The 22,724-nt window shown below is 62.9% G+C and carries 17 protein-coding genes; 11 read left to right on the top strand and 6 right to left on the bottom strand.

Translation table 11 applies throughout. The features are described from left to right. Window positions 1-29: 29 nt before the first annotated feature. The 3 genes from H582_RS0102150 to H582_RS0102140 form a co-directional block, all read right to left on the bottom strand. On the bottom strand, window positions 30-1,208 hold the full coding sequence (locus H582_RS0102150; protein ID WP_028597179.1) for a response regulator: 1,179 nt from the start codon (window positions 1,206-1,208) through the stop codon (window positions 30-32). After that, window positions 1,205-4,348, bottom strand: coding sequence for a hybrid sensor histidine kinase/response regulator (locus H582_RS25605; protein WP_052332878.1), 3,144 nt, complete (start codon window positions 4,346-4,348; stop codon window positions 1,205-1,207). The genes H582_RS0102150 and H582_RS25605 overlap by 4 nt, the downstream gene beginning before the upstream one ends. 161 nt (window positions 4,349-4,509) lie before the next feature. Continuing rightward, window positions 4,510-7,095 carry an Ig-like domain repeat protein gene (locus tag H582_RS0102140; RefSeq protein WP_028597178.1) on the bottom strand — a complete coding sequence of 862 codons (2,586 nt, stop codon included), beginning with the start codon at window positions 7,093-7,095 and terminating at the stop codon, window positions 4,510-4,512. 253 nt (window positions 7,096-7,348) lie between these two features. Between H582_RS0102140 and copZ the strand changes: the two genes are divergently transcribed. The 8 genes from copZ to H582_RS0102090 all read left to right on the top strand — a co-directional run bounded on the left by copZ (window position 7,349) and on the right by H582_RS0102090 (window position 15,718). Further along, window positions 7,349-7,549 carry a copper chaperone CopZ gene (gene copZ / locus H582_RS0102135; protein WP_028597177.1) on the top strand — a complete coding sequence of 67 codons (201 nt, stop codon included), beginning with the start codon at window positions 7,349-7,351 and terminating at the stop codon, window positions 7,547-7,549. After that, entirely contained in the window at window positions 7,549-9,207 is a 1,659-nt protein-coding gene (locus tag H582_RS29695; protein WP_052332877.1) for an ATP-binding response regulator, read from the top strand. Before copZ ends, H582_RS29695 begins: the two co-directional genes overlap by 1 nt. Window positions 9,208-9,428: 221 nt before the next feature. After that, window positions 9,429-10,418 carry a DUF2332 domain-containing protein gene (locus H582_RS0102120; RefSeq protein WP_052332899.1) on the top strand — a complete coding sequence of 330 codons (990 nt, stop codon included), beginning with the start codon at window positions 9,429-9,431 and terminating at the stop codon, window positions 10,416-10,418. 154 nt (window positions 10,419-10,572) lie between these two features. After that, complete coding sequence (locus H582_RS0102115) at window positions 10,573-11,676, top strand: Gfo/Idh/MocA family protein (protein ID WP_028597175.1); 1,104 nt, start codon at window positions 10,573-10,575, stop codon at window positions 11,674-11,676. 671 nt (window positions 11,677-12,347) lie between these two features. Beyond that, complete coding sequence (locus tag H582_RS25590) at window positions 12,348-13,508, top strand: ATP-binding protein (protein ID WP_043110748.1); 1,161 nt, start codon at window positions 12,348-12,350, stop codon at window positions 13,506-13,508. Next, complete coding sequence (locus tag H582_RS0102100; RefSeq protein WP_028597173.1) at window positions 13,505-14,110, top strand: hypothetical protein; 606 nt, start codon at window positions 13,505-13,507, stop codon at window positions 14,108-14,110. The genes H582_RS25590 and H582_RS0102100 overlap by 4 nt, the downstream gene beginning before the upstream one ends. A gap of 238 nt (window positions 14,111-14,348) precedes the next feature. Next, window positions 14,349-15,329: an aldo/keto reductase gene (locus tag H582_RS0102095; RefSeq protein WP_028597172.1), complete on the top strand. Its 981-nt coding sequence runs from the start codon at window positions 14,349-14,351 to the stop codon at window positions 15,327-15,329. A 5-nt stretch (window positions 15,330-15,334) separates the two neighbouring features. After that, a complete protein-coding gene (locus H582_RS0102090) occupies window positions 15,335-15,718 on the top strand; it encodes a MerR family transcriptional regulator (RefSeq protein ID WP_028597171.1) in 384 nt (127 codons plus the stop codon). A gap of 132 nt (window positions 15,719-15,850) precedes the next feature. Here the strand turns inward: H582_RS0102090 and H582_RS0102085 are convergent, their stop codons facing one another. The 3 genes from H582_RS0102085 to H582_RS0102075 form a co-directional block, all read right to left on the bottom strand. Next, window positions 15,851-16,624 carry a hypothetical protein gene (locus H582_RS0102085; protein ID WP_028597170.1) on the bottom strand — a complete coding sequence of 258 codons (774 nt, stop codon included), beginning with the start codon at window positions 16,622-16,624 and terminating at the stop codon, window positions 15,851-15,853. A gap of 24 nt (window positions 16,625-16,648) precedes the next feature. Further along, window positions 16,649-18,616 (bottom strand): stalk domain-containing protein, encoded by a 1,968-nt coding sequence (locus H582_RS25585; protein WP_052332876.1) that lies wholly within the window; start codon window positions 18,614-18,616, stop codon window positions 16,649-16,651. A gap of 128 nt (window positions 18,617-18,744) precedes the next feature. Then, entirely contained in the window at window positions 18,745-19,503 is a 759-nt protein-coding gene (locus H582_RS0102075) for a YdcF family protein (RefSeq protein ID WP_028597169.1), read from the bottom strand. Window positions 19,504-19,798: 295 nt separating this feature from the next. On the opposite strand from H582_RS0102075, the gene H582_RS0102070 reads away from it, so the two are divergent. The 3 genes from H582_RS0102070 to H582_RS0102060 are packed head-to-tail and all read left to right on the top strand — an operon-like array spanning window position 19,799 to window position 22,394. Next, a complete protein-coding gene (locus tag H582_RS0102070) occupies window positions 19,799-20,803 on the top strand; it encodes a methionine ABC transporter ATP-binding protein (RefSeq protein WP_028597168.1) in 1,005 nt (334 codons plus the stop codon). A gap of 32 nt (window positions 20,804-20,835) precedes the next feature. Beyond that, window positions 20,836-21,495 (top strand): methionine ABC transporter permease, encoded by a 660-nt coding sequence (locus tag H582_RS0102065; RefSeq protein WP_028597167.1) that lies wholly within the window; start codon window positions 20,836-20,838, stop codon window positions 21,493-21,495. Window positions 21,496-21,545: 50 nt separating this feature from the next. After that, complete coding sequence (locus tag H582_RS0102060) at window positions 21,546-22,394, top strand: MetQ/NlpA family ABC transporter substrate-binding protein (RefSeq protein ID WP_028597166.1); 849 nt, start codon at window positions 21,546-21,548, stop codon at window positions 22,392-22,394. Window positions 22,395-22,724: the final 330 nt, after the last annotated feature.

Here is a 22,724-nt window from a genome sequence, read left to right as displayed (position 1 = left end):
GTCCTTTTCCTTATCTTTTGCAGTCTGGATCAGCTCGTCAGAAGCGGAGAACGCTCGAAAAAGCGCTCCGGGTCCGCCAGGAAGCGGGAAAAATCCGGCAGCCGGGAAGCCTCGTCCGCGTCGAGCAGGTCCAGGAGCAGGGCGCGATACTCGCGGGCCTCCTCGATCTTGCCCATCGCGATCAGCAGAGCGATCATGCGGGCATGGGCCGTCTCCTCGAGCGGCAGCAGCAGCGTCCACTTCTGCAGCAGGCTCTGCGCCGCTTCGTAGCGCTTCGCGGCGAAGCAGGCGCCCGCGGCCGACTCCAGCAGCTCGGCATAGCCGAGCTCCAGCTCCGCCTGGCGCGGAGCGGCCCAAGCGTACCCGCTGCCGTGCAGGAATCCTTCTCCGTACGTCTGGATGGCCTGCATCGCCGGTCCGAGCGCCTGCGTCTGCCGATAGTCCGCGAGCAGCCGGCCATAAGCGGCGACGTCATCGTCGACCGGCCCCGGCCAGCATAACCGATAGCAGCCGCCGGCCGTCTTCGACGACTCGAGCAGCCCGCGCAAGCCGCAAGCCTCCAGATCCTTGCGCAGCTGGTACACGGTCGAATACAGCGTGGCCTGCGACCGCTCCGCGTCCTTTTCGCGCCAGAGCGCTTCGAGGATCTGCGCCTTGCCAACGGGCTTGCCGCCGAACTGATGCAGATATGCGAGCAGCTCGCGGCTTTTGGAATTGCGGAACGCCACGGCGCGGCCTTGCTCCGTCACGACGGAAAAAGGCCCGAAGCTGCTGACCGCCAGCCTCGGCCGCGAATCGGCCGATGGCGCCTCCGACGCCGCCGCCTCCAGTCGCTCGCGGGGGAGGCGCCTCGCGGCGCGGCGGACGGTGCGCGCCAGATCGTCCGCTGTGAACGGCTTGAGCAAGTAGTCGATCGCCTCCACCTCGAACGCCTCCCGGGCGTATTCCTCATAAGCGGTCAAAAAGGCGATCTGGATGTCCGGCCGCTCCGTCCGAAGCGTCCTGGCCAGCTCCAGTCCGTCGCAGCCCGGCATCTCGATGTCCAGCAGGACGAGCTCGACGGGCTCCGGGCTCGTCCGCATATGCTCCAGAAACCGCTTGGCGCTGTCGAACAAGCCGCCGATCCGCACGCCGTCCATCTCTTCCAGCAGCTTGCCCGCCCGGCGCAGCGCCGGCTGCTCGTCGTCGACTGCGATGATCCTCATCATGCTGTTTGTCCCCTTTCATGGTCGATATGGCGCGGGATGGCGATCGTCACGACCGTCCCGCCGATGCCGCTGTCGATGCGAAGTCCTTCGCCGTAGGCCCGCAGCAGGCGCTGGTGGATGTTGCGCAGGCCGACGCCGCTCTCGCCCTCGGCCTCCGTGGCGAGCAGCGCCTGCAGCGAAATGTCCATGCCCGCGCCGTCGTCCGCGACGGCGATGACCGTACGGGACTCCTCGCCGCGAACCGTAATCGTGACCGTGCCTCCTTCTTCCTTCCGAATGACGCCGTGCCGGACCGCGTTCTCGACGAGCGGCTGCAGCGATGTCGGCGGGAGCAGCCCGTCGACGCCTTCCTCGATCTCGTAGCGGACGCGCAGGCGGGAGCCGAACCGGGCCTGCTCGATCTGCAGGTAAGCCTCCGCCAGCTCGAGCTCCTTGCGGAGCGGCACCAGCTTCTGCTTGTTGTTGAAGTCGAAGCTCCCCCGCAAGTAGCGGCTGAGGTGAAGCAGCAGATCATGCGTCGTCCTCGGCTCGTCCAGCGACAGGGAGATGATCGTGTTCAGCGTGTTGTAGAGGAAATGGGGCTTGATCTGCGCCTGCAGGAATGCGCTCTCCGAACGGACCGCCTCCTCCGCGGAGCGCCTCATCTCCAGCAGCGTATGCGCCCGCGCCCGCAGCTCGTAAGGGTGGAACGGCTTCGCGAGAAAGTCGTTCGCGCCTGCGGCGAAGCCGTAGACGAGCTCCTCCGGCTCGCTGCGGACCGTCGTGAGCAGGATGGGCAGCTCGGCCAGCGTGTACGTCTCGCGGATGCGCAGGCAGGTCTCGTAGCCCGACAGGCCGGGCATCATGACGTCGAGCACGACGAGGCCGAACGGCTCCTCGGCATTCCGCAGCAGCTCGAGCGCTTCCTCGCCGCCGGTCGCGACGACGATGCCGTAGGGCTCGTCCAGAAAAACCGACTGCAGCACCTGGAGGTTGACGGGGTCGTCGTCGACCGCCAGGATCGTCGGCCAGCCCTTGGCCGCCCGCTGCGGCTCGCGGACGACGCCGCGCTCGGAGCCGGCGGAGCGGCTCCGGGCAGCGGGGAATCCATCCCGGGCCGAGCCGGCCGCGGGTCGGGAGCGGTCGCCCGATACGGCGCCATGCGGCCGCGCCGCCGCGGCGCTTGCCGGCGCCGCCGGAAGCGTCACCGTAAATACCGAGCCCTCGTTCACTTTGGAGGTCACCGTGACGACGCCTCCGTGCAGCTCCACGAGCCTGCGCGTGATGCTGAGCCCGAGGCCCGCGCCGCCGTATTCCTTGGCGACGGAGGTGCCGTGCTGCTCGAACGAAAGGAAGATCCGCTCCTGCGCTTCTTCCGGTATCCCGATGCCGGTATCCGCGACCGTGAGCCGCAGCATCCCGCCTTCCGCGCGGGCGGAGACGACGACCTCGCCCTCCGGCGTGAACTTGATGGCGTTGCCGATCAGATTGTAGGCGATCTGCAGCAGGCGGCTCTCGTCGGCGAGCGCGTCCGGCAGGGAATCCGGCCACTCCATCCGCAGCGAGACCGGCTTGCCGCCGATGTAGTGGCGGAATACTTCCTCCTGCGAGGACAGCGCCGCCCGCAGGTCGACCGGCTTCAGCTGCAGCGCGATGCCGTTGTTCTTGAGCAGCGACAGGTCGAGGATGTCGTTGATCAGATTGGACATGCGCCGCGAGACCGCGACGATCGTCTCGAGCTGCTCCCGCTGCGCGGCGGCGAGCGGGCCGAGCTTGCCGTCCGCCATCGACTGCGACAGGTTCAGGATGCCGTGCAGCGGCGTTTTCAGCTCATGCGACGTATTGGCCAGAAACTCGTCCTTCAGGCGGCCGACGGCGATCAGCTCGTCCTTCATCATGCCGATCGTGCGGTAGGCGCTCGTAAAGCGCCGCGCCAGCTCGAGCGCTTCGATGAAGACGAGCAGCACGAAGCCGTACGGGACGAGCTGCACGTCGATTCCGAGCATCCAGCCGGCGCTGTACAGAATATCGTGGACGGCGGCGGCGACGAACGCCAGCCAGCCGGCCAGCTGCAGCAGCGCCCCTTCGCGGCCGCGCCAGCAGGCCAGCGCGAAGCCGTAGAGAAAATAGAGCAGCGCGAGCAGCGAAAGCAGCTTGTACGCGCCGAGCCAGGCGGTGAAGCTTTCGACGGGCAGCAGCAGGACAGAGCCGATGAAGACGAAGCCGGCCAGGACAAGCGCGTTGATCGCGAGGCGGTTGAATTCCCGGGGGTACAGGCTGCGGACGAACAGCGCCGCCGCGGTCACGCCGCCGTAGTAGGTCAAGTATTCCAGCACGATGATGAGCCGGATGTCCGCCTCGGGGTAGACCTGCACGAGATGGATGCCGCCGACGACCCACTGGCGGACGCCGCCGAGCAGGCAGCAGATGCCGAAGTACAGCGTGGAGCGGTCGCTGCGCCGAAGCAGATAGACCGCGATCTGGTACAGGCCGAGCAAGGTGCAGCCGCCAAAAACGGCCATGTCCGCGAAGGAGCTGCGCTCGCTGCGCGCCAGCATGTCCCGTTCCGTGCCGAGCGTCAGGCTGTACCAGACGCCGCCCTCCGGATACAGGTCGTTGGAGATCTGGAGGAACAGGTCGAACGAAGGCGACTCGGGCGTGAAATAAACGGTCTGCGGCCGGTAGGCGGAGACGGGCTCCGTCCCGTCCGGACCGAACGAGCCGGCGGAGGCGATCTCGCGGCCGTCGACGAGGATCCGGTAGGCCGGGGCGATCGCCGGAACCTGCAGCCCGAGCGGCTCGGCCGCGCCTGCGGTCCGCACCTGCAGCCGGTAGGTGGCGATCCCTTTGCCCGGCATGCCGTAGCGGGTCCACACGCCGGGCACATGCGCGAGAGACTCGACCCCTGCGGCGCTTCGGTCCGGCTCGGCGCCTGTCAGCAGGCGTCCTTCGTACAGCGTCCAGTCGCCGTTCAGCCGGAGCGGCCCGTTCCGGCCGAGCTCGCCTTCCCGGAGCTGGAGGACGCCTTCCTGCGCCTTCGGCCTGGCGTCGGGCGAGGGAAAGCCCGTCAGAGCGAGCAGGAGGGGGGCGAGCAGGGCGAAGCCGAGCGCGAGGGCGAGGAGCCCCGCCGGCTTGGATTTGCGTTTTCGTAGGTTGGGCATCGGTTGTCGCGCCTTTCGCGTTCCGGCATTCGCGGAAATGATCAGCCCTATCATACCGCATCCGCCGCTCGTTGGGGATGGAGGAAAGAAGCCCCCGCTCCGAGGCCGATGCGCGCATCGGTCCGGAACAGGGGCTTTCTGCTGCTGCAAAGCGGGGCGTGCTAGCGGGCTTCGCCGCCGGCCAGCCGCTCGTGCAGCCGGTAGAGCAGCGATGCCGCCTCCGCCCGGGTCAGGCGGCCAAGCGGACGGAAGCTGCCGTCCTCATAGCCTTTCAGCAGCTGCAGCTCCGCCAGCAGGCGAACGTCCTGGCGAGCCCAGGCGGAGATCGAGCTGTCGTCGGCGAAGGCAGGCGCCGCCTGGCCCGCGGCGGCCCCGCTCCGTCCCAGCGCGGCCGCTGCGATCTTGGCCGCCTGCTCGCGCGTCAGAGCCGCTTGGGGCTGGAACGTCCCTTTGCCGTTGCCGGCGACAAGGCCGTGCTCGAACGCGGCGCCGATTTCCTCGGCATACCATTTGCCGGCATCCACATCGGCGAAGTCGTTCCGGTAGCCGTTTTGCGTCTTGTAGCCGAGCAGCCTGACGAGCAGGGCGACAAACTCGCTGCGGGCGATCGGGCGCTGCGGCTCGAAGCGGTCGGCGCCGTCGCCTCGGATGAGGCCCTTCTGCACGAGGAATTCGATCTCGCCGCGGTTCGCCAGATGGGCGGTATCCACGAAGGAAACGAGCGGCTTCGTTGCCGGAGGAGCGTCGGTCGCGCCCGGCGCCGCCGGGGACGGAGACGCGGGAGCAGGAGACGGCGCTGCCGTCGGACCCGGCGTCGTCGGCGCCGAAGTCGGCGCGGAGGAAGGCGCCGGTGCCAGCGTCGGCGCGACAGTAGGCGTCGGCGCTACGGAAGGCGAAGGACTTGGCGCTTCGCCGCCTCCGCCCGCAGGAGCGGCTGGCAAGGTGCGGGCCGTCGCGGCTTTCGGCTCGCTGCGGATGCCGGCGCCGTTCTCCGTCCACAGCTCGACCTCGACGCTCGTGTCCGCAGGCAGGCCGCTCAGGCGGAGCTCCCGCCCCTTGCCGCGGTAAAGCTCCTTCCCGCCGGAAGCGAGCACGAACCATTCATTGGCGGAAGCGAGCGTCCAGCGGACGATGATCTCGCTGTCGCTGGCGGAGACGGCCTCGACGGCGAAGTCGCCGCGCGGAAGCGTCTCGAACGCCGGCACGGCCGCGCGCGCGCCTTCGCCAACCTCGTTGACGGGCGCGACGGCCAGCCGGTCGTACGTCCTGGCGCTCTCGAGCCCGTCCAGCCGGACCTCGGTCCCCTCGGCGGTCAGCAGCGGCCGATCGTCCGCGTAGACGACATAGGAGATCGCATAGGGAGCGGCCTTCCAGGAGAGAAGGGCGCTGCCTGCAGCGACTTCGCCGACGGTCGGCGGCTCCGGCAGCGCGTCCGGCCGCGACGCTATCACTTCGACCGAGACGGCATCCGACTCGCTGGCCGAGTAGGCGTCATTGCCTTCATAAGAAGCGGTGAAGGTATGGAGGCCGGGCGGAAGCTCGGAGACGTCCAGCGCGGCCTGGCCCTCGGACAGCGGAATTCGCCCGAGCTCGTCCTCGCCGCTGCGGAACGCGACGAATCCGGCTGCCGTGCCGCCATCGGGACTGCCGACCTCCGCCGTCAGCCTCACGGACTCTCCGCGCAGGACGGAGCCGCTGCCGGCCGTCAGGACGGTCTCGGTCCCACGAAGCTCGACGATCTGCAGCAACGGGAACGAGGTGCTGGGCGCATGGAGCTCGTCGCCCTTGTAGCTCGCGAGGATCGGATGCCATCCGGCGGCCAGGTCGGAGACGTCCAGCGCAGCCGCGCCGTCGACGACCGGAGCCGTGCCCAGGAGCTCGTCCCCCTTCATGAAGTCGACCTCGCCGGTCGGCGCGCTGCCGTCCGAGGCGGACACCATCGCCAGCAGCTGCGTCTCGTCCCCTTGCAGCGACGGATTGTTCGACGAAGCCGCGGCGGTGGAGGTGCGGATCTTCGCGACGGCAAAGGACAGCGGGGCGGAGCGGGCCTCCCCGTAAAGGGAGTCTCCGGAATAGACGGCGGTGATGTCATGCGTGCCGATCGCAAGCTCCGCTGTCGTCAGGCTGGCCGCAGCCGGCGGCTGCACCAGCTCGTCCCATCCCATCGTGACGGAGTAGCTGTCCTGTCCCCAGAACGTCGCCGTCCGGTTCTCCTGGTCGATGGTGATCTGCCACAGATAGCGCGCGCCCGGCTTGTTCCACGTCCGCAGCAGGTTGCCGGAGGCGTCGTAGGCGGCGATGGCGAACGCGTTGCTGTTGTCGAAATAGCTGAACGCCCAATACGTGTATCCGCCCCATTGCAGCACCGGGCATGTCGCGAACGAATGGCTGTTCGGCCCGGCGACGCAGTTGCGGCCGGAGCCTTCCGGCGGCCGGACGCTGCCGCTGGCCGTCGCGACGGCGGGCTCGGGCTTGGTCAGCGGCACGGTGCCGAGAGGCGAGTCGCCGTCCAGGAAGGTGATGGAGCCGGTCGGCTGCGCTTCTTCGGCGCCTGCGCCGGACGCCGTGGCCGTGAATGTGACCGTCTCGCCGAAGGAAGAGGAGGCGACGCTCGCCGAGAGCGCGACGGCCGGCGCTCCTTCGGCGCGGCTGACGCCGATGTCTTGCAGGAGAGTGAATGCGGCCAGCGCCGCCGCCACGACCGCTCGCAGCCGAGCCGATCGTGCGGAATGATTCCACTTGAACAACAGGATGTCCCCTTTATCGTGAATTTGCCTTGCCGCTTGCTGCGCGGATGCGTCGGGGCGATGCCGCCTTTCGTCCGCGCTTTTTGATGCTATCGCAGCAGGCTCTGCAGCAAACTGAAAAGAAAGCGCTTCATGTCAGGTTTTGCACCGAAAAAGCGGAATCAGAGTTGACTTATATACCCCCAGGGGGTATATTGAAGAGGAAGAAGGCAACCTATTACCTGCTCGGATCCGAGCCGAAGGAGAAGTTGAGATGAAAACCGAAACGCTGCAAGTGAAGGGCATGTCCTGCGGCCACTGCGTGAGCTCGGTCGAGTCCGCCGTCAAGGAAGCCGGAGGAGCGGCCAAGGTCGATCTGTCCGCAGGCCAGGTGACGGTCGAGTTCGACGAGGCGAAGCTCTCGCTGCAATCCATCAAGGAAGCGATCGAGGAGCAGGGCTACGACGTCGTCTGATGGCGTCGGTGCTGATTGTCGACGATGAGCCGCTGATCCGGGAGGCGCTCGCCTCCTATTTGCAGCGGGAAGGATATGAGACCTCCGAGGCCGCGAGCGGCGCGGAGGCTCTTCGTCATGTCCGCGAGGGCCGGTTCGATCTCGTCGTGCTCGATCTGATGCTGCCGGACGGCAGCGGCGAGGAGGCGTGCCGGGACATCCGCCGCTTCAGTCCGGTGCCGGTGCTGATGCTGACGGCCAAGTCCTCGGGCGAAAGCCGGCTGCGCGGACTGGCGCTCGGCGCGGACGATTATGTCGTCAAGCCGTTCGATCCGCGCGAGATCGTCGCCCGCATCCGCGCGATCTTGAGGCGAGCCGATCCCGGCTCGCTGCTGGCGGAGCGGCTGAGCTTCCGCGGCGGCCTGCTGGAGCTGGACGCGCTGTCCGGCGAGGCGCGCTGCGCCGGCCGGACGGTCGTCCTGACGCCGGCGGAGCAGCGGCTGCTGCAGACGCTCGCCCGGCGGCCGCGCCGAGTGTTCGCCCGCGACGAGCTGGCGGAGCTTGCGCTCGGACCGGATTACGAGGGCGACGTCCGCACGATCGACCAGCATGTCAAGAACATCCGGCATAAGCTGACGGTGCTGGCCGGGCTGCATCTGCATGTCGCCATGTACGAGCGGGAGCTGCGGCTGGCGCGCCATGCGGCGGAGGCGTCGCTGAGCGGCCCTCTGGAGCGGGCGATCGCCGAGTCGGTGCTCTGGACGCTGCTCGGCTCGGTGCTGATCGCCGCCGCGATCGCTTATGCCGCCGCCGGCCGGCTGGCGCTGCCGCTCGTGCGGATGAAGGAGGCCGCCGCCGACATGGAGCGTGGCGCGTATTCCGCCCGCGTGCAGGCGGCCGGGCCGGCCGAGCTGGCGGAGCTCGCCGCCTCGATGAACGGACTGGCCGCCCGGCTGCAGGAGCAGGAGCGGCTGCGGCGCAGCATGAGCGAGAACATCGCGCATGAGCTGCGCACGCCGCTTGCCGCTCTCGGCGCCTCCCTTCGCGCGATGGAGGACGGGGTGTGGGAGGCGACGCCGGAGCGGCTGGCCGCCAGCTATGGGGAGGTCAGGCGGCTCGGCCGTCTGGTCGAGGAGCTGGAGGAGCTCGGCGGCTACGGGCGGCCGGAGTTCCGGCTGGAGCCGTCGCTCCAGTCCGCGGGCCGGCTGCTCGCGGAAGCGGCGGCGAGCTTCGAGGCGCGCTGCGGCGCGGCGGGGATCGAGCTGCGGCTGGAGCCGGTCCCGCAAGCCTGGTCGGTCGTCGCCGATGCGGGCCGGATCGGGCAGATCCTGCACAACCTGCTCGACAACGCGGTCAAGCACACGCCTCCGGGCGGGGCCATTGCGCTGCGGGCCGAAAAGAGCAAGCGTTTGCTGGCGCTCATCGTCGAGGACGACGGCTGCGGCATTCCCGAGGAGGAGCTGCCGTTCGTGTTCGAGCGCTTTTACCGCGCGGATCGCTCTCGCCGGCGCTCGCCGCAGGCGCCGGACGGCGCCTCGGGCCTTGGCCTCGCGATCGCGCGCCAGCTCGCCGAGGCGCATGGCGGCTCGCTGCGCGCGGAGCGCTCCGCAGCCGGCGGCGCCCGGCTGACGCTGGAGCTGCCGCTGCCGGAGCGCTCCGGCGCCCGGGCTTCCGGCTGATTTTTGGTCGCCTGGTTCGTTCCTTTCTGTCAGGCCGCGCTTTCCTCGAAAGCGCGGTTTTTTGGCGTTCGTTCCGGCATGACGACAGTAATGGTGATTATTTTTATTTATTAGCATTATAAAATATGAAAAATATTTATTTTGAACATTCATGATAGGATGAAACCATCGAAAGCAGGGAGGAGTGGCGAAATTTGGAGGATTTAGCTCATCGGTTCCGGATGTTCGCGGAAAAGGAATGCCATGGCTCCAGCAAGCTTTATGAGCACTTGTCGAGAAGGGTTGCAGAGGATTCGGAGCTGCTCCGGCTCGCGGCCCGCTCTCGGCCGGGGCAGCCGGCTCCCAATCTGCTGTTGGGCGCCGTTCATTTTTTGTTGCTGCAAGGAACGAAGGAGCCGCTGGCGGATTTCTACCCGACCTTGTCGAAAATGCCGCGGGCCGCAGAAGAGGCGTTTCCTTCGTTCAGGGAGTTTTGCTCGCGCCGCGAGAGCGAGCTCGTGCCTTTGCTGGAGACGAAGCGGGTTCAAACCAACGAGGTGCTGCGTTGCGCCTATTTGTATCCGAGCTTCTGCCGCATCTACCGGATGGCAGGAAAGCCGTTGGCGCTCATCGAAATCGGCACGAGCGCAGGGCTCCAGCTGGCATGGGATCGCTACCGCTATGTCTATCCCGGCGGCAACGCCTATGGAAGCAAGCGATCCGATCTTGAGCTTGCGTCCGAGATTCGCGGCGGGAAAGCGCCGTTTCTATTGGAAGAGAGTCCGCCGGTTTCGACGCGGATCGGACTCGATTTGAAGGTGGTCGACTTGGAGGATGCGGAGGAGAGCTTATGGCTGAAGGCGTTGATCTGGCCTGAGCAGGCGGATCGGCTGAAGCGGTTCGAACAGGCGGCTGCACGGAGAAAGGAAGTGCCGATGCGGCTGATGGAGGGAGACGGCATCTCGATGCTGGCCGAAGCCGCGCGGTCCGTGGAGCCGAAATCGGCGCTCTGCATTTTCCATACCCATGTCGCGAACCAGATTCCTCCAGAGGGCATACAGCGGCTGATCGACGAAGTTCGAGCTATCGGACGTACGAGAGACGTTTATCATCTCTACAACAATATTCGCGATCCGGACCTCCATCTGGAGGCGTTCATCAATGGCCGCTGGCAGCATGAGACGCTGGCGAGGACGGACGGACACGGCAGATGGTTCGAATGGCTCGTTTGATGAAGCAAGCGGAGCCTCATGGCTGTCCGATGCATGTTGTCGCGATTTCGCACCCTCGATGTCCGATTCCGATAGTCCCCGCGCTTGTTGCGCTGTGCTACAGTAGAGGCATGGACGCGAAGTCCGAGATTATCGAACCGGGAGGAACTCTGACATGACCCAAACGCTCCGAGTCGGCATCATCGGCTGCGGCGGCATCGCAAACGGCAAGCACTTGCCCGCGCTCAGCCAGAACAAGCACGTCGTGCTCGCCGCTTTCTGCGATATCGAGGTGGACAAAGCTCGCGACGCTGCGGAGAAGTACGGCATCGAGGGAGCCGGCGTCTACGCCGACTACCGCGAGCTGCTCAAGGACGGAAGCCTCGACGTCATCCACGTCTGCACGCCGAACGACTCTCATGCGCCGATCTCGATCGCCTCGCTCGAGGCGGGCAAGCATGTCATGTGCGAGAAGCCGATGGCCAAGACGGCGGCGGAAGCCCGCGCGATGCTGGACGCCGCGAAGCGTACCGGCAAAAAGCTGACGATCGGCTACAACAACCGCTTCCGCAGCGACAGCCAGCATCTCAAAAAGGTGTGCGAGGCAGGGGAGCTGGGCGACATCTACTATGCCCGCGCCCATGCGATCCGCCGCCGCGCGGTGCCGACCTGGGGCGTCTTCCTCGACGAGGAGAAGCAGGGCGGAGGTCCGCTCATCGACATCGGCACGCATGCGCTCGACCTGACGCTGTGGATGATGGACAACTACAAGCCGGTGTCCGTGACGGGCTCGGTGTACCACAAGCTCGGCTCCAAGGAGAACGCGGCCAACGCCTGGGGACCCTGGGACCCGGCGAAGTTCACGGTCGAGGACTCCGCGATGGGCTTCATCAAGATGGAGAACGGCGCGACGATCACGCTCGAGGCGAGCTGGGCGCTCAACACGCTGGACATCGACGAGGCCAAATGCTCGCTCAGCGGCACGGAGGGCGGCGCGGACATGAAGGGCGGCCTGCGCATCAACGGCGAGGAGAACAGCCGCCTGTTCGTCAAGGAGATCGACCTGAACGCCGGCGGCGTCGCGTTCTACAGCGGCAGCAGCGCGCGCGATATCGACGTCGAGTGCGCGGCGTGGATCGACGCGATCCTGCAGGACAAAGACCCTGTCGTGCTGCCGGAGCAGGCGCTCGTCGTGACCGAGATCCTCGAGGCGATCTACGAGTCGGCCCGTACGGGCAAGACGGTGTATCTGAATCAGGATCAGCCCGCTGCGGTCTGATCGGAGAATAAAAAAAAGGACCATCCCCGTCAAGCGATGACGGGGATGGTCCTTTTTACATGCTATAGGCCAAACTGTTCATAAAAGGAACTAGAGGTCATCACTAACGCGCTGACCAAATCTACTCAGCAAACAAAAAAATCCATGCAAATTGACGATGCTGATTAGCGTCAGCGTTTTTCCACTTTGATATTCCTATCAAGAAGCTGACTAAACAGCAGTTGTACTTTTTGAGTCTAACATCTATAAAGATGAGTAATCCGTGCTATGGGGTTCCGCAACTGTCACGACAAACGGCAGCTATTTTCTTGTAGCGGATATTCACTGTAGCAGATGAACAAAATCGGTAATTTCCTAATCACAATCATTAACTCACAAACTCCAAACACAACAGTGAATCACATCACTTCCTTATCTATACAAATGATTCCCGAAAAGTATAATGAGCTTATTACTTGTCCGGGGGTGTTCAAATCAATGAAGGCTTCTTCCGAGTTTATAAAGCAGTTGGAGATAATGTTCGAGCAATATGAGAAAGAGGTTTTGGAAAAGCAATGTGAAGGTATTCTTGAGGAAAAGACAGTTAAAACGTACCTTCTCCACTCTAATAACTTTGTCAGATGGTGTCGAAATGATTTCGTGCCTGGGGCAAGGAAAGCCAAGGTGAGAAGATGATGTTTGAACTTAGGGAAGAAGTACTGATGCTAATCGACTCAAAGCGTGAAGACGATTATTGGGACTTCAAAGTGAAGTATCATAGTAATTCGGCTAATCTGTTACACGATATTATTTGCATGGCGAATAATCGTGTAGACAGAGATGCCTACATTATATTTGGAGTAGTTGACGGGACATACGAGGTCGTTGGGGTTAAGGACGATGAAAATCGAAGGACTCAGCAACATATGATTGATTTTTTAAAGGATAAGAAGTTCGTTTCAGGTATTCGACCTAGAGTTGAAGTACGTAACTTCATTATCTCTGGTTTGGAAGTTGATGTGTTGGTCATAAAGAATAGTACTGACACTCCGTATTATCTAACCGAAGATTATAAGGATCAAGGAAGAATAGTTCGTGCTAATCACATCTACACAAGGGTGGGCGACACTAATACCGATATTAATCGTAGCGCGGATATTAATAATGTCGAGTATTTATGGAAGAAACGATTCCTATTGACCAGATCTCCATTGGAACAAGTCCTTAAGCGACTTGAAAATAAGAGCGAATGGAAAAATGGTGAAGGCGGCTATTACAACTGCATTAAACCTGAATTCACAATCACTATTAATAATGAAGATGACGAATATGACAGGCGCATACCTGAGTTCTACTCATATGCATTGATAAATTCATCTACAATGTATCGAGAACTCAGAATCAAATACTTTAACACGCAGCTATTCAATGACTTAATTGTCATACTTGATGGTGGCAGGTACAGCACACCTGCTCCAAAGTGGGCGTTCCTCAATTTTGGAGAACACAAGGTGCATGCAGATTATCCATTTAAATATTTCACGATGGATAGCGCGTCGTATAAACTGAACGAGTTTCTTTACAATGAAGAAGATCAGGAAGAGGCCCACGTTCGAAGAAGATTTTTTGAGGTTGTTCTGTTGTTTAATGATGAACTTGAGAAGGAAACTTTCTTAGAATATGTCCACCATTACGAGGATGACTTTATCAATAAACTAAATACTTGTGATGATTATTTCTCGGTTGATGTAGATACAGATCATCATCGGGATCATATTGTAGAGCGTTTGAAAACGGGTAAAGTGTTGAATCAGATGCTTTTGGATTTTCGATTTAGATGGGGGTATTTATGAGCGATCCTTATCATCGCGAGTCCGAACTTAAGGAGCGCTTCAACCGATTTGTCACGGACAAAATAACCGGCAATTCCGAAGATTACTATTCAAAATTGTCGATTGAAGACTTTGAAGATATTAAGACTACACTCAGAGACATTCATAATATTATTACTTACAGAACCACAGTCCGCTTCATTGAATGGGTTAGTGAACGCTTCCCTTACGTCAGGGAAAATTATCAAGTTTATTTGGATCAAGTATTAAACATCAAGCCAAGCGACAATGGTTATGACCTTGTAGTCACAGGGGATATTAATGTTTTAGCTGAGATAAAATGTAATAAGCCGATTAATAATGGATTTAAGTTTGGTGCTCAACAGAAAACGGGTCTTATTAAGGATATCACTGGGTTGCTTGAAGGTAAGTCCAAAGTGAAGTCGGTCAATCCGGCTGAGGCGCTCAAGTTTTTGGTGATCTATGATTTCGGTGACCATACATTACTCGCCGTGCAGCACCTGATCAAGAACCTTCCGGCTTACCTGAAGGGTAAAGTTTTTCTTTATAAAGAAGAAATAGCATTGGACAAAGACAAGGTATATATCGTGTTTATTAAGTGACACAAATTGGAGAGTTCATAATGACAAAAATTGAGTTGTAGTTGTTTCTATGGACTATTTTAAGCAGTAAAGTCAGGAAGAGCACATTTTTAACTGAATTCCGGCGATGGGATTCATCCCGAGAGCTGGCATCAAGTTTCACATAATTTCGACGCGGCAAGGCTTGACTTGGAGAGGACTCCAGGAGGTAGACTTTCCATAGGCTGGCCACTATGAATCCGAAGGAGCGCTGCAACGAATGGACTACGTGAAGCTGGGAAAGACCGGATTGGACGTCTCGCGGATCTGCTTGGGCTGCATGGGCTTCGGCGACGCGACGCGCTGGACGCATCCGTGGGTGCTGGACGAGGAGCGGAGCCGGGAAGTGATCCGGCAGGCGCTGGAGCTCGGCATCAACTTCTTCGACACGGCGAATGTCTACTCGGCCGGCACGAGCGAGGAATATCTCGGACGCGCGCTGCGGGATTACGCGAACCGGGATGAGGTCGTGATCGCGACGAAGGTGCATTTCCGCATGCACGACGGTCCGAACGGGGCCGGGCTGTCCCGCAAGGCGATCCTGAGCGAGATCGACAAGAGCCTGAGCCGGCTGGGCACGGACTATGTGGACTTGTACCAGATCCACCGCTGGGACTACGACACGCCGATCGAGGAGACGATGGAGGCTCTGCATGACGTCGTCAAGGCAGGCAAGGCGCGCTACATCGGCGCTTCCGCGATGTTCGCCTGGCAGTTCCAGAAGGCGCTGCATGTGGCCGAGAAACGGGGATGGACGAAGTTCGTCTCCATGCAGAACCATTACAACCTCATCTATCGCGAGGAGGAGCGAGAGATGCTGCCGCTATGCCGGGAGGAGGGCATCGGCGTCATTCCTTACAGCCCGCTCGCGGGCGGACGGCTGACGCGCGGCCGGGAGGAGTCGACGCTCCGCTCGGAGACGGATCAGGTGCAGAAGTCGAAATACGACCGCATGGCCGAAGCCGATCAGGCGATCGTCGATCGCCTCGCCGCCATCGCCGAGCAGCGGGAAGCTCCTCGCGCTCAGGTCGCGCTCGCTTGGCTGCTGCAGCAGTCGCCGGTATCCGCTCCGATCGTCGGCGCGACGAAGGCCGCCCATCTCGAAACGGCCGTGGCCGCGCTGTCGGTCCAGCTGACGCCGGAGGAAGCCGCTGCGCTCGAGGCGCCTTATGTGCCGCATCCGGTCGTCGGCCCGCAGTGATGCCGATGACCATATCGGAAGTGAGCGAGCGGTTCGGGCTGTCGCAGGATACGCTCCGCTATTACGAGCGCATCGGCTTGATTCCGCCGGTGCGCCGAAGCGCCAGCGGGATTCGGGACTATGGGGAAGAAGACTTGAAATGGATCGACTTCGTCAAGTGCATGCGGCAGAAAGCCGGCCTGCCGGTCGAGATGCTGATCGAATACCTGGCGCTGTTCCAGCAGGGAGACGGCACGCTGGATGCGCGCAAGACGCTGCTCGTCGAGCAGCGCGGCCGGCTGGCGGAGAAGATCGACGACATGACGAGCACGCTCCGGCGGCTCGACGACAAGATCGCCCGCTACGAGCAGACGATCGGCGGCAAGGAGCAGGCGCTGCGCGCGCCGTAATCCGGCACGCCGCCGATCGTTCCGTCCGCTTGGACGAGCGCTTGGAGAGAGGCAGGGACGAAAAAGGGACGAAACGGCGCAGGCGCCGTTTCGTCCCTTTCTATTGCGATCATTGCGGAACCCGATTCCTCCCTACAGCGAGGACATTCCGAGCAGGGCGCCGCCGACCAGGAAGATGATGCCGGGCAGCTTGTAGTAGCCCAACTCGCCGGACTCCGGATCGGGGTCTTCCCGGCGCAGCCAGTCGAGGGAGAGCCAGTAGAACGTACTCCGCACCCGCTCGAAGCGCAGCAGGCCCCAGCCGAGAACGAACAGCAGCACGGCGAGGCCGAACGGGATCGGCTGGCCGCGGCTTTCCTGAAAGTCCGGGTAGGCTGCCGTCAAGACGGCAGCAGGATGGAACCGCTCCGGAACGGTGCCGCCGCCGACGGGAGCTCCGTTCGCATAGGCGGCCGCGCCGGCATAGAACTCTCCCTCGGCGTCATAAGCAAACAGCAGCCCTTGCGACCATTCGACCCGGTAAGCCTCGCCCCCGGGATAGGCGATGCGGAACACCGCGTCGGCCATGGCAGGCGGCTTGCCCGCCTCGGCTACGAGCTCCTCGATGCGGAACTGGTAGCCGCCGGCCGTGACGACCCTCTCCGTGTCCGAGCCGGCTGCGACGACCGCTCCGGCCGCGCTGCCCGTCACCGGCGCGTACCGCCTCGTCTCTCCGGCAGCCGACTCCAGCTTGTAGAGGGTGCCGTCCAGCTCGAAGACGCGCGCGGAGAAATGCTTCGCCGCCAGGACGCATACGGCCAGCAGCAGAAGCCCCAGCACGGCGTCGCGAATCCATCTCTTCCGCCGGCTCGCGCGGACATCCTCCGGATGCTCCGGCTCGTACTCGTCCCGCCATTTCAGCGTCAACGGTCAGGCTCCTTTCTTGCCCTTCTAGCTCTTGAGAGGAGGCATCGGCTGGAACACCATCGTGATCGGCAGGTTGCTGCCGGAGGCGATCATGTACTTGAGCTCGACCGTCTCCGGGCTGTCGCCGGAGCGGTGCAGCACGGCCGCCTCGCTGGAGTTCTTGAGCTGCTCGTTGTTCGTCACCGGCACGATCTGGCCGTTGACGATGAACGCTCCCGCATATAGGCCGCCGCGCGGATTGAGGTAGATGACCGTGCGCGGGGCGAGCGTGACCGTCATTTTGTACAGCACGCCGAAGTTGCCCCGGTTGAGCTGCAGCGAGCCGTCGGAGTTGTCGTAGCCGTCGAGGTACGGATCGAGCTTGTTGTCGCCGAGCACGACGCGCTCCGCCTTGCCGCCTTCGCCGAGCATGCCGTCGATGTGGATGTCGCGCGTCGTGTTGTTGAACGAGCCGCGCGTGTGGGTGCCGTCCGCCGGCAGCAGCGAGAGCTGGTCGAGCGCGGCGATCGGCTCGCGGCCGTCCCGCACGACGACGACGCGGAAGCGCAGCGTGCGGTCGGCGGTGACGTCCGCGTAGGCGGAGTACACCATGCCCGGCTTGATCGCATTTTGCGAGATTTCGTTCAGCACGAGCTTCGTCTCGCCCGCCTTGATGTCCGTGTACGTCTGCGGTCCATTGGCGTTGACGGCGGTCAGATAGCGGATCGTCGACAGCTTGCCGGTGCGGATCTCGGACGGGTCGGGGCCGCCGGTGCCGGTCGCGCCGACGCCGAAGCGCGCCGTCTGGTAGCCCTCGTTGGTGACGGCCAGATACATGCGCACGTTGCCGGACATGTTGTTCTTGTTGTGGAACAGCAGCCGCACCTTGCCGTCGAACTGGTCGTCGAAGACGATGCCTTCCTCGTTCCAGATCTCCGGACTGTTGCTGCGGATCATCTTGGACGGCTCGGAGTCGAAGTCGTAGCTGCGCGTCGGGATGTTCAGCACCTGATCGCCGTCGACGCGGATCTTCTCGCCCGGCTGAGCGAACAGCAGGCCGAATTCATTCTCCGTGTAGAGGATCTCGTCGGTGACGGAGATCGTCTTGCTGACGGTCGACGTCAGTCCCTGCGCATCGGTGACGGAAAGCGTGACCGTATGGTCTCCGGGCGAGAAGAAGGCGTCCTGCTTGCCCGTCCACTTCGTCTTGGCGGGATCGATCGCGTTGTTGTCGTCGCTGCTCAGATCCGTGTAGGCGATCTTCTCGCCTTGGCGGTAGACCGGCTTGTCGGTCGTGAAGTCGGCGACCGGCGGCTGGTTGACCGCGAGCACCTGCACCGTGACGGTGAACGGCTCGCTCCAGTTGCCGTCCGCATCCTGCGCGCGCCGAGTCACCGTATACGTGCCCGGCTCGAAGAAGACGTCCTGGCGTCCCGTCCATTCTTCATTCAGCAGCGGCGCTCCGGACGGCGAGGCGTACTGGTCGACGTAGGTCACCGGATCGCCGGCATAGATGACGGCAGGCTGCACCTGGAAGCCTGCGGTCGGCGCCTGCTGCTCCGTCCAGCGGAGCAGGATCTGCTTGCCGCTGAAGCTGATGCTGCTGCCGCTGATCTTGGCCCAGGTGCGGATCGGAATCATGAGCGAGCCTTTTTCGGAGTAGCTCGCCGCCTCGCCGGTCCATTTGGTCCCGTCGACCCAGATGTCCTTCGTATTCATCCGGAAGCGGATCTCGCCGCTCGGCGTCTTGGCGATCGATTCCTTGGCCTTGGCGTCGTAGGACGTCTTGTAGCCGTACAGCTGGGCGAGCGTGCTGAACGCCGCGTAGCTGACGTCGTTCTTGATCGTCAGCGGCTGCACCGCCGTAATCGCCGCGCCGTCCTTGTCCATCTGCTTGCTTCCTTTGGTCAGCGTGATCGTGTTGACTCCCGGCTCGGCGCTCGCTTCGCCGGCGGCTCCGTAGAGCGGCGCGGCGGCAAGGCTGAGCAGGGCCAGGCTTTTCCACCATTTCATGAACGTGAACGACTCCTTTTCGCTTCCTGCATGCAGGGTGATTCCCCGTGAAACTCCCGTAACTAAGAACGCGCCCGGACTGGAAAAGTTGCGCCGAAGGAGGGAAATGTTCCCGGATGCGGGAGGCCTCACAGGCCGAGCTTCAGCGCGGCCAGGCCGAGATGCTCCTTGAGCGCCGCCTGGCTGAGCGCGAGCGCGGCGCCGGAGGGCAGCAGCTTGCTCCAGTACCAGCGCGGCTGGACCGGAGCCGCATGATCGACCGGATAGGGAAGAGGCTCGAGGCCGGCCTTGCGGAACTGCTCCAGGGCGCGGGGCAGATGGAGCGCGCTCGTCAGCAGCACCGGGCGGCTCAGGCCGCGCTCGTCCAGGAGGCTGCGCGTCAGCTGCGCGTTCTGCTCCGTATTGAGCGAGCGGTTCTCCAGCAGGATGCGGTCCGGGGGCAAGCCGAGCTCCCGCAGCTGGCGGCCGGCGATGTCGGCCTCGTTGCCGCTGTCCGGGTACACCTGGCCGCCGCTGAACAGCACCGGCAGCCCGGTCGAGCGCGACAGCCGGACCGCGGCGAGCAGCCGCGCCTCGGCGGTGGCGGACATGTTGCCGAGGCCGCCGACATCCGGCGTGTCCGGCACGGCGCCCGCTCCGAGCACGACGATGACGTCGCCCGCCGTCTCATTCAGGGCGGGCTGCGGATACCGCTGCTCGAGGCTGCGGGCGAGCCCGTCGGCCGCCCACGGCGAGGACAGCGCATAGAGCAGCAGCAGCGCCGCGAGCGGCAGCATCGCCCAGCGGCGGTCTCGCCGGAGCATGCGCCACGAGGCGGCGCCGAGCAGCAGCAGGAACAGGCCGGGCGGCAGCAGGAAGCTATAGATGGCTTTAATGAAGTAGATCAACCAGGCACCTCCAGCTGTAGCGATCGGTTCGTTTCTTTTATCATCGAGGAGCGGGCGCTCGGGCGCAAGCCCTTCGTTTCTTGCAGTCTCGCGGTGATGAGGTGCATTGACACCATTTTCGGGTACCTTTAAAATAAGTTGTTTGGTAACCGGGGTATGCTTTTTCGGTTCCTTTCGCAATCTAAAATTCATGCAAGCCGCTATAGACAAATGATAGGTCAGACTCTATAATACCACTTAAATCACTTGGTTTTGTAGGAATATTGACGGGCGGTGTTGTGCAGGAGGGATTAACCTGATCGAGTTGCAGCATGTCACCAAGATCTACAAGGGACGCGGAGGCACGGTCGACGCTGTCAAGGACGTCTCGCTCAAGGTGGAGCCGGGAGAAATCTACGGCATCATCGGCCATTCCGGCGCGGGCAAGAGCTCGCTGATCCGCTGCATGAACCTGCTGGAGCGTCCGAGCTCCGGCAAGGTGTTGTTCGGCGGCCGGGAGCTGACGTCGCTCAAGGAGCGCGAGCTGCAGGCGGAGCGCCGGCGGATCGGCATGATCTTCCAGCATTTCAACCTGCTGACGAGCGCCACGGTGCGCGAGAACATCGCGTTCCCGCTCGTGCTGGCGGGCCAAAGCAAGCGCAGGCAGGCGGCGCGCGTGGACGAGCTGCTGGAGCTCGTCGGGCTGCAGGCGCACGGAGACAAATATCCGGCGCAGCTGTCCGGCGGGCAGAAGCAGCGCGTCGGCATCGCGCGGGCGCTGGCGGCCGAGCCGGCCGTGCTGCTGTGCGACGAGGCGACCTCGGCGCTCGACCCGCAGACGACGAGCTCGATCCTCTCGCTGCTGCTGAGCATCAACGAGAAGCTGGGGCTGACGATCATCCTCATCACCCACGAGATGCAGGTCATCCGCTCGATCTGCGACCGCGTCGCCGTCATGGACGCCGGACGCGTCGTCGAGGAAGGGCCGGTGCTGGACGTGTTCCTGCGTCCTGCGCATGGCGTGACCAAGCAGTTCGCGGACGAGCTGTCCGAGCTGGAGGGCGGCGCTCCGCTGCCGCGGCGGGCCGGATCGAAGCTGGTGCGGCTGCACTTCGTCGGCGAGGAGACGTATGAGCCGGTGCTGTTCGAGGCGGTCAAAGGCAGCGCGGTCCAATGCGCCATCCTGCAAGGAACGGTGTCGCGGATGAAGCATACGCCGTACGGCCAGCTGCTCGTCGAGCTGAGCGGCAGCCCGTCCGACATCGACGGGGCGATCGCCTCCCTGCGGAGCAGCGGCATCGACGCGGAGGTGCTGCCATGAGCGGGAACCTCAGCGCGCTGCGCTCTACCGGGATGGACTGGAGCCGCATCGATCCGGCCGAGATCTGGACCGCCACGCAGGACACCTTGTCGATGCTCGGCCTGTCGCTCGTGTTCACGATCGCGCTCGGCCTCGTCATCGGCGTCCTGCTCTATCTGACGTCCAGCCGCCAGCTGCTCTATCTTCCGGTCGTCTACTCGTTCTTGTCCCTCGTCGTCAATATTCTGCGCTCGGTGCCGTTCATCATCCTGATGATCGCCGTCATGCCGCTCACCAAGGAGATCGCCGGCACGACGATCGGCGTCGCCGGCACGATTCCGCCGCTCGTCATCGGCGCCGCGCCGTTTTTCGGCCGGCTCGTCGAGACGGCGCTGCGCGAGATCGACCGCGGCATCATCGAGGCCGCCCAGGCGATGGGCGCGTCCAAATGGGACATCGTGCGGCGGGTGCTGCTGCGCGAATCCCGGCCCGGCCTGCTGGCGGCCGTCACCGTGACGGCGATTACGCTCGTCTCGTACACCGCGATGGCGGGCGTCGTCGGCGGCGGCGGACTCGGGGATCTGGCGATCCGCTACGGCTACCAGAGGTATCAGACCGAGGTCATGATCGTCGCGGTCGTCGTGCTCATCCTTTTGGTCCAGCTGCTGCAGATGCTCGGCGACTGGCTGGTGCGCAAGATCAGCCGCAAGTGAACCTAGCTATACGATTTTTATTATAGAGAGAACCTACAGGAGGGTTAACCATGAACAAATGGCTCAAAGGAATCACCGTCGCGGCGCTGGCCGTATCGCTCGCTGCTTGCGGCGCCAAAAACGAAGGCAACAACGCTCCGGCTGACAACGCTGCGAACAGCGGCGGCGCGGCTGCCGAGCCGGTCACGCTGACCGTCGGAGCGACCGCGGTTCCGCATGCCGAGATCCTGAACCACGTCAAGGATCAGCTGGCCAAGGAAGGCGTCGACCTCGTCGTGAAGGAGTTCACCGAATACGTGCAGCCGAACGTGCAGCTGTACGAGAAGCAGCTCGACGCGAACTTCTTCCAGCATGTGCCTTACCTCGACGATCAGAACAAAGAGCGCGGCTATGACCTCGTGAAGGTCGTGAACGTGCATGTCGAGCCGATGGGCGCCTACTCCGACAAGATCAAGTCCGTCGACGAGCTTCAGGACGGCGCGACCGTAGCGATCCCGAACGACGCGACGAACGGCGGCCGCGCGCTGGCGCTGCTGGCCGAGAACGGCCTGATCACGCTCAAGGAAGGCGTCGGCATCGCCGCGACGGTGAAGGACGTGACCGAGAACGCGAAGAACCTCAAGTTCAAGGAGCTGGAAGCCGCGACGCTGCCGCGCGTGCTCGGCGAAGTCGATCTGGCCGTCATCAACACGAACTATGCGCTCGAAGCCGACCTGAACCCGACGGCGGACGCCCTCTTCATCGAGAGCAAGGACTCCCCGTACGCCAACATCCTCGTCGCCCGTCCGGATAACAAGGACTCCGAGGCGATCCAGAAGCTGGCCAAGGCGCTCAACAGCGAAGAAGTGAAAACCTTCATCGACGAGACGTACAAAGGCGCGATCGTCGCTGCATTCTAAACGCACATGATTGAAAAGGCCGTTCCCGGAAGTCCGGGAGCGGCCTTTTTTGACATTATGGGTAGCCTTGGCCCCGCGTGCCGGGGAGCCTGCACGTCAGTGGTAAAAATACCACTGGTGGAAGCGCTGCGGCGGAAAAGGCGCCCGTTAGTGGTAAAAGTACCACTGGTGGGGGCGCTGAGGCGGGATTGGCGTAGCAAAAGACCGCTGACGCTTCTCCGAACGGCAGCGGCCCGCTCTGCTTGATTGGCCTGATCGTACTCCGCGTTCAGCCGGAGACGATAGAAATTGCAATGGCCTCAGGCGAGGCGATCAAGCCGTCAGCGAGGT

The organism is Paenibacillus pasadenensis DSM 19293 (genome assembly GCF_000422485.1).
In the GTDB taxonomy this organism is placed as follows: Bacteria; Bacillota; Bacilli; order Paenibacillales; family Paenibacillaceae; genus Paenibacillus_O; species Paenibacillus_O pasadenensis.
The sequence above is the reverse complement of the archived record's forward strand: the minus strand, read 5'-3'. Positions and strand labels throughout refer to the sequence as shown.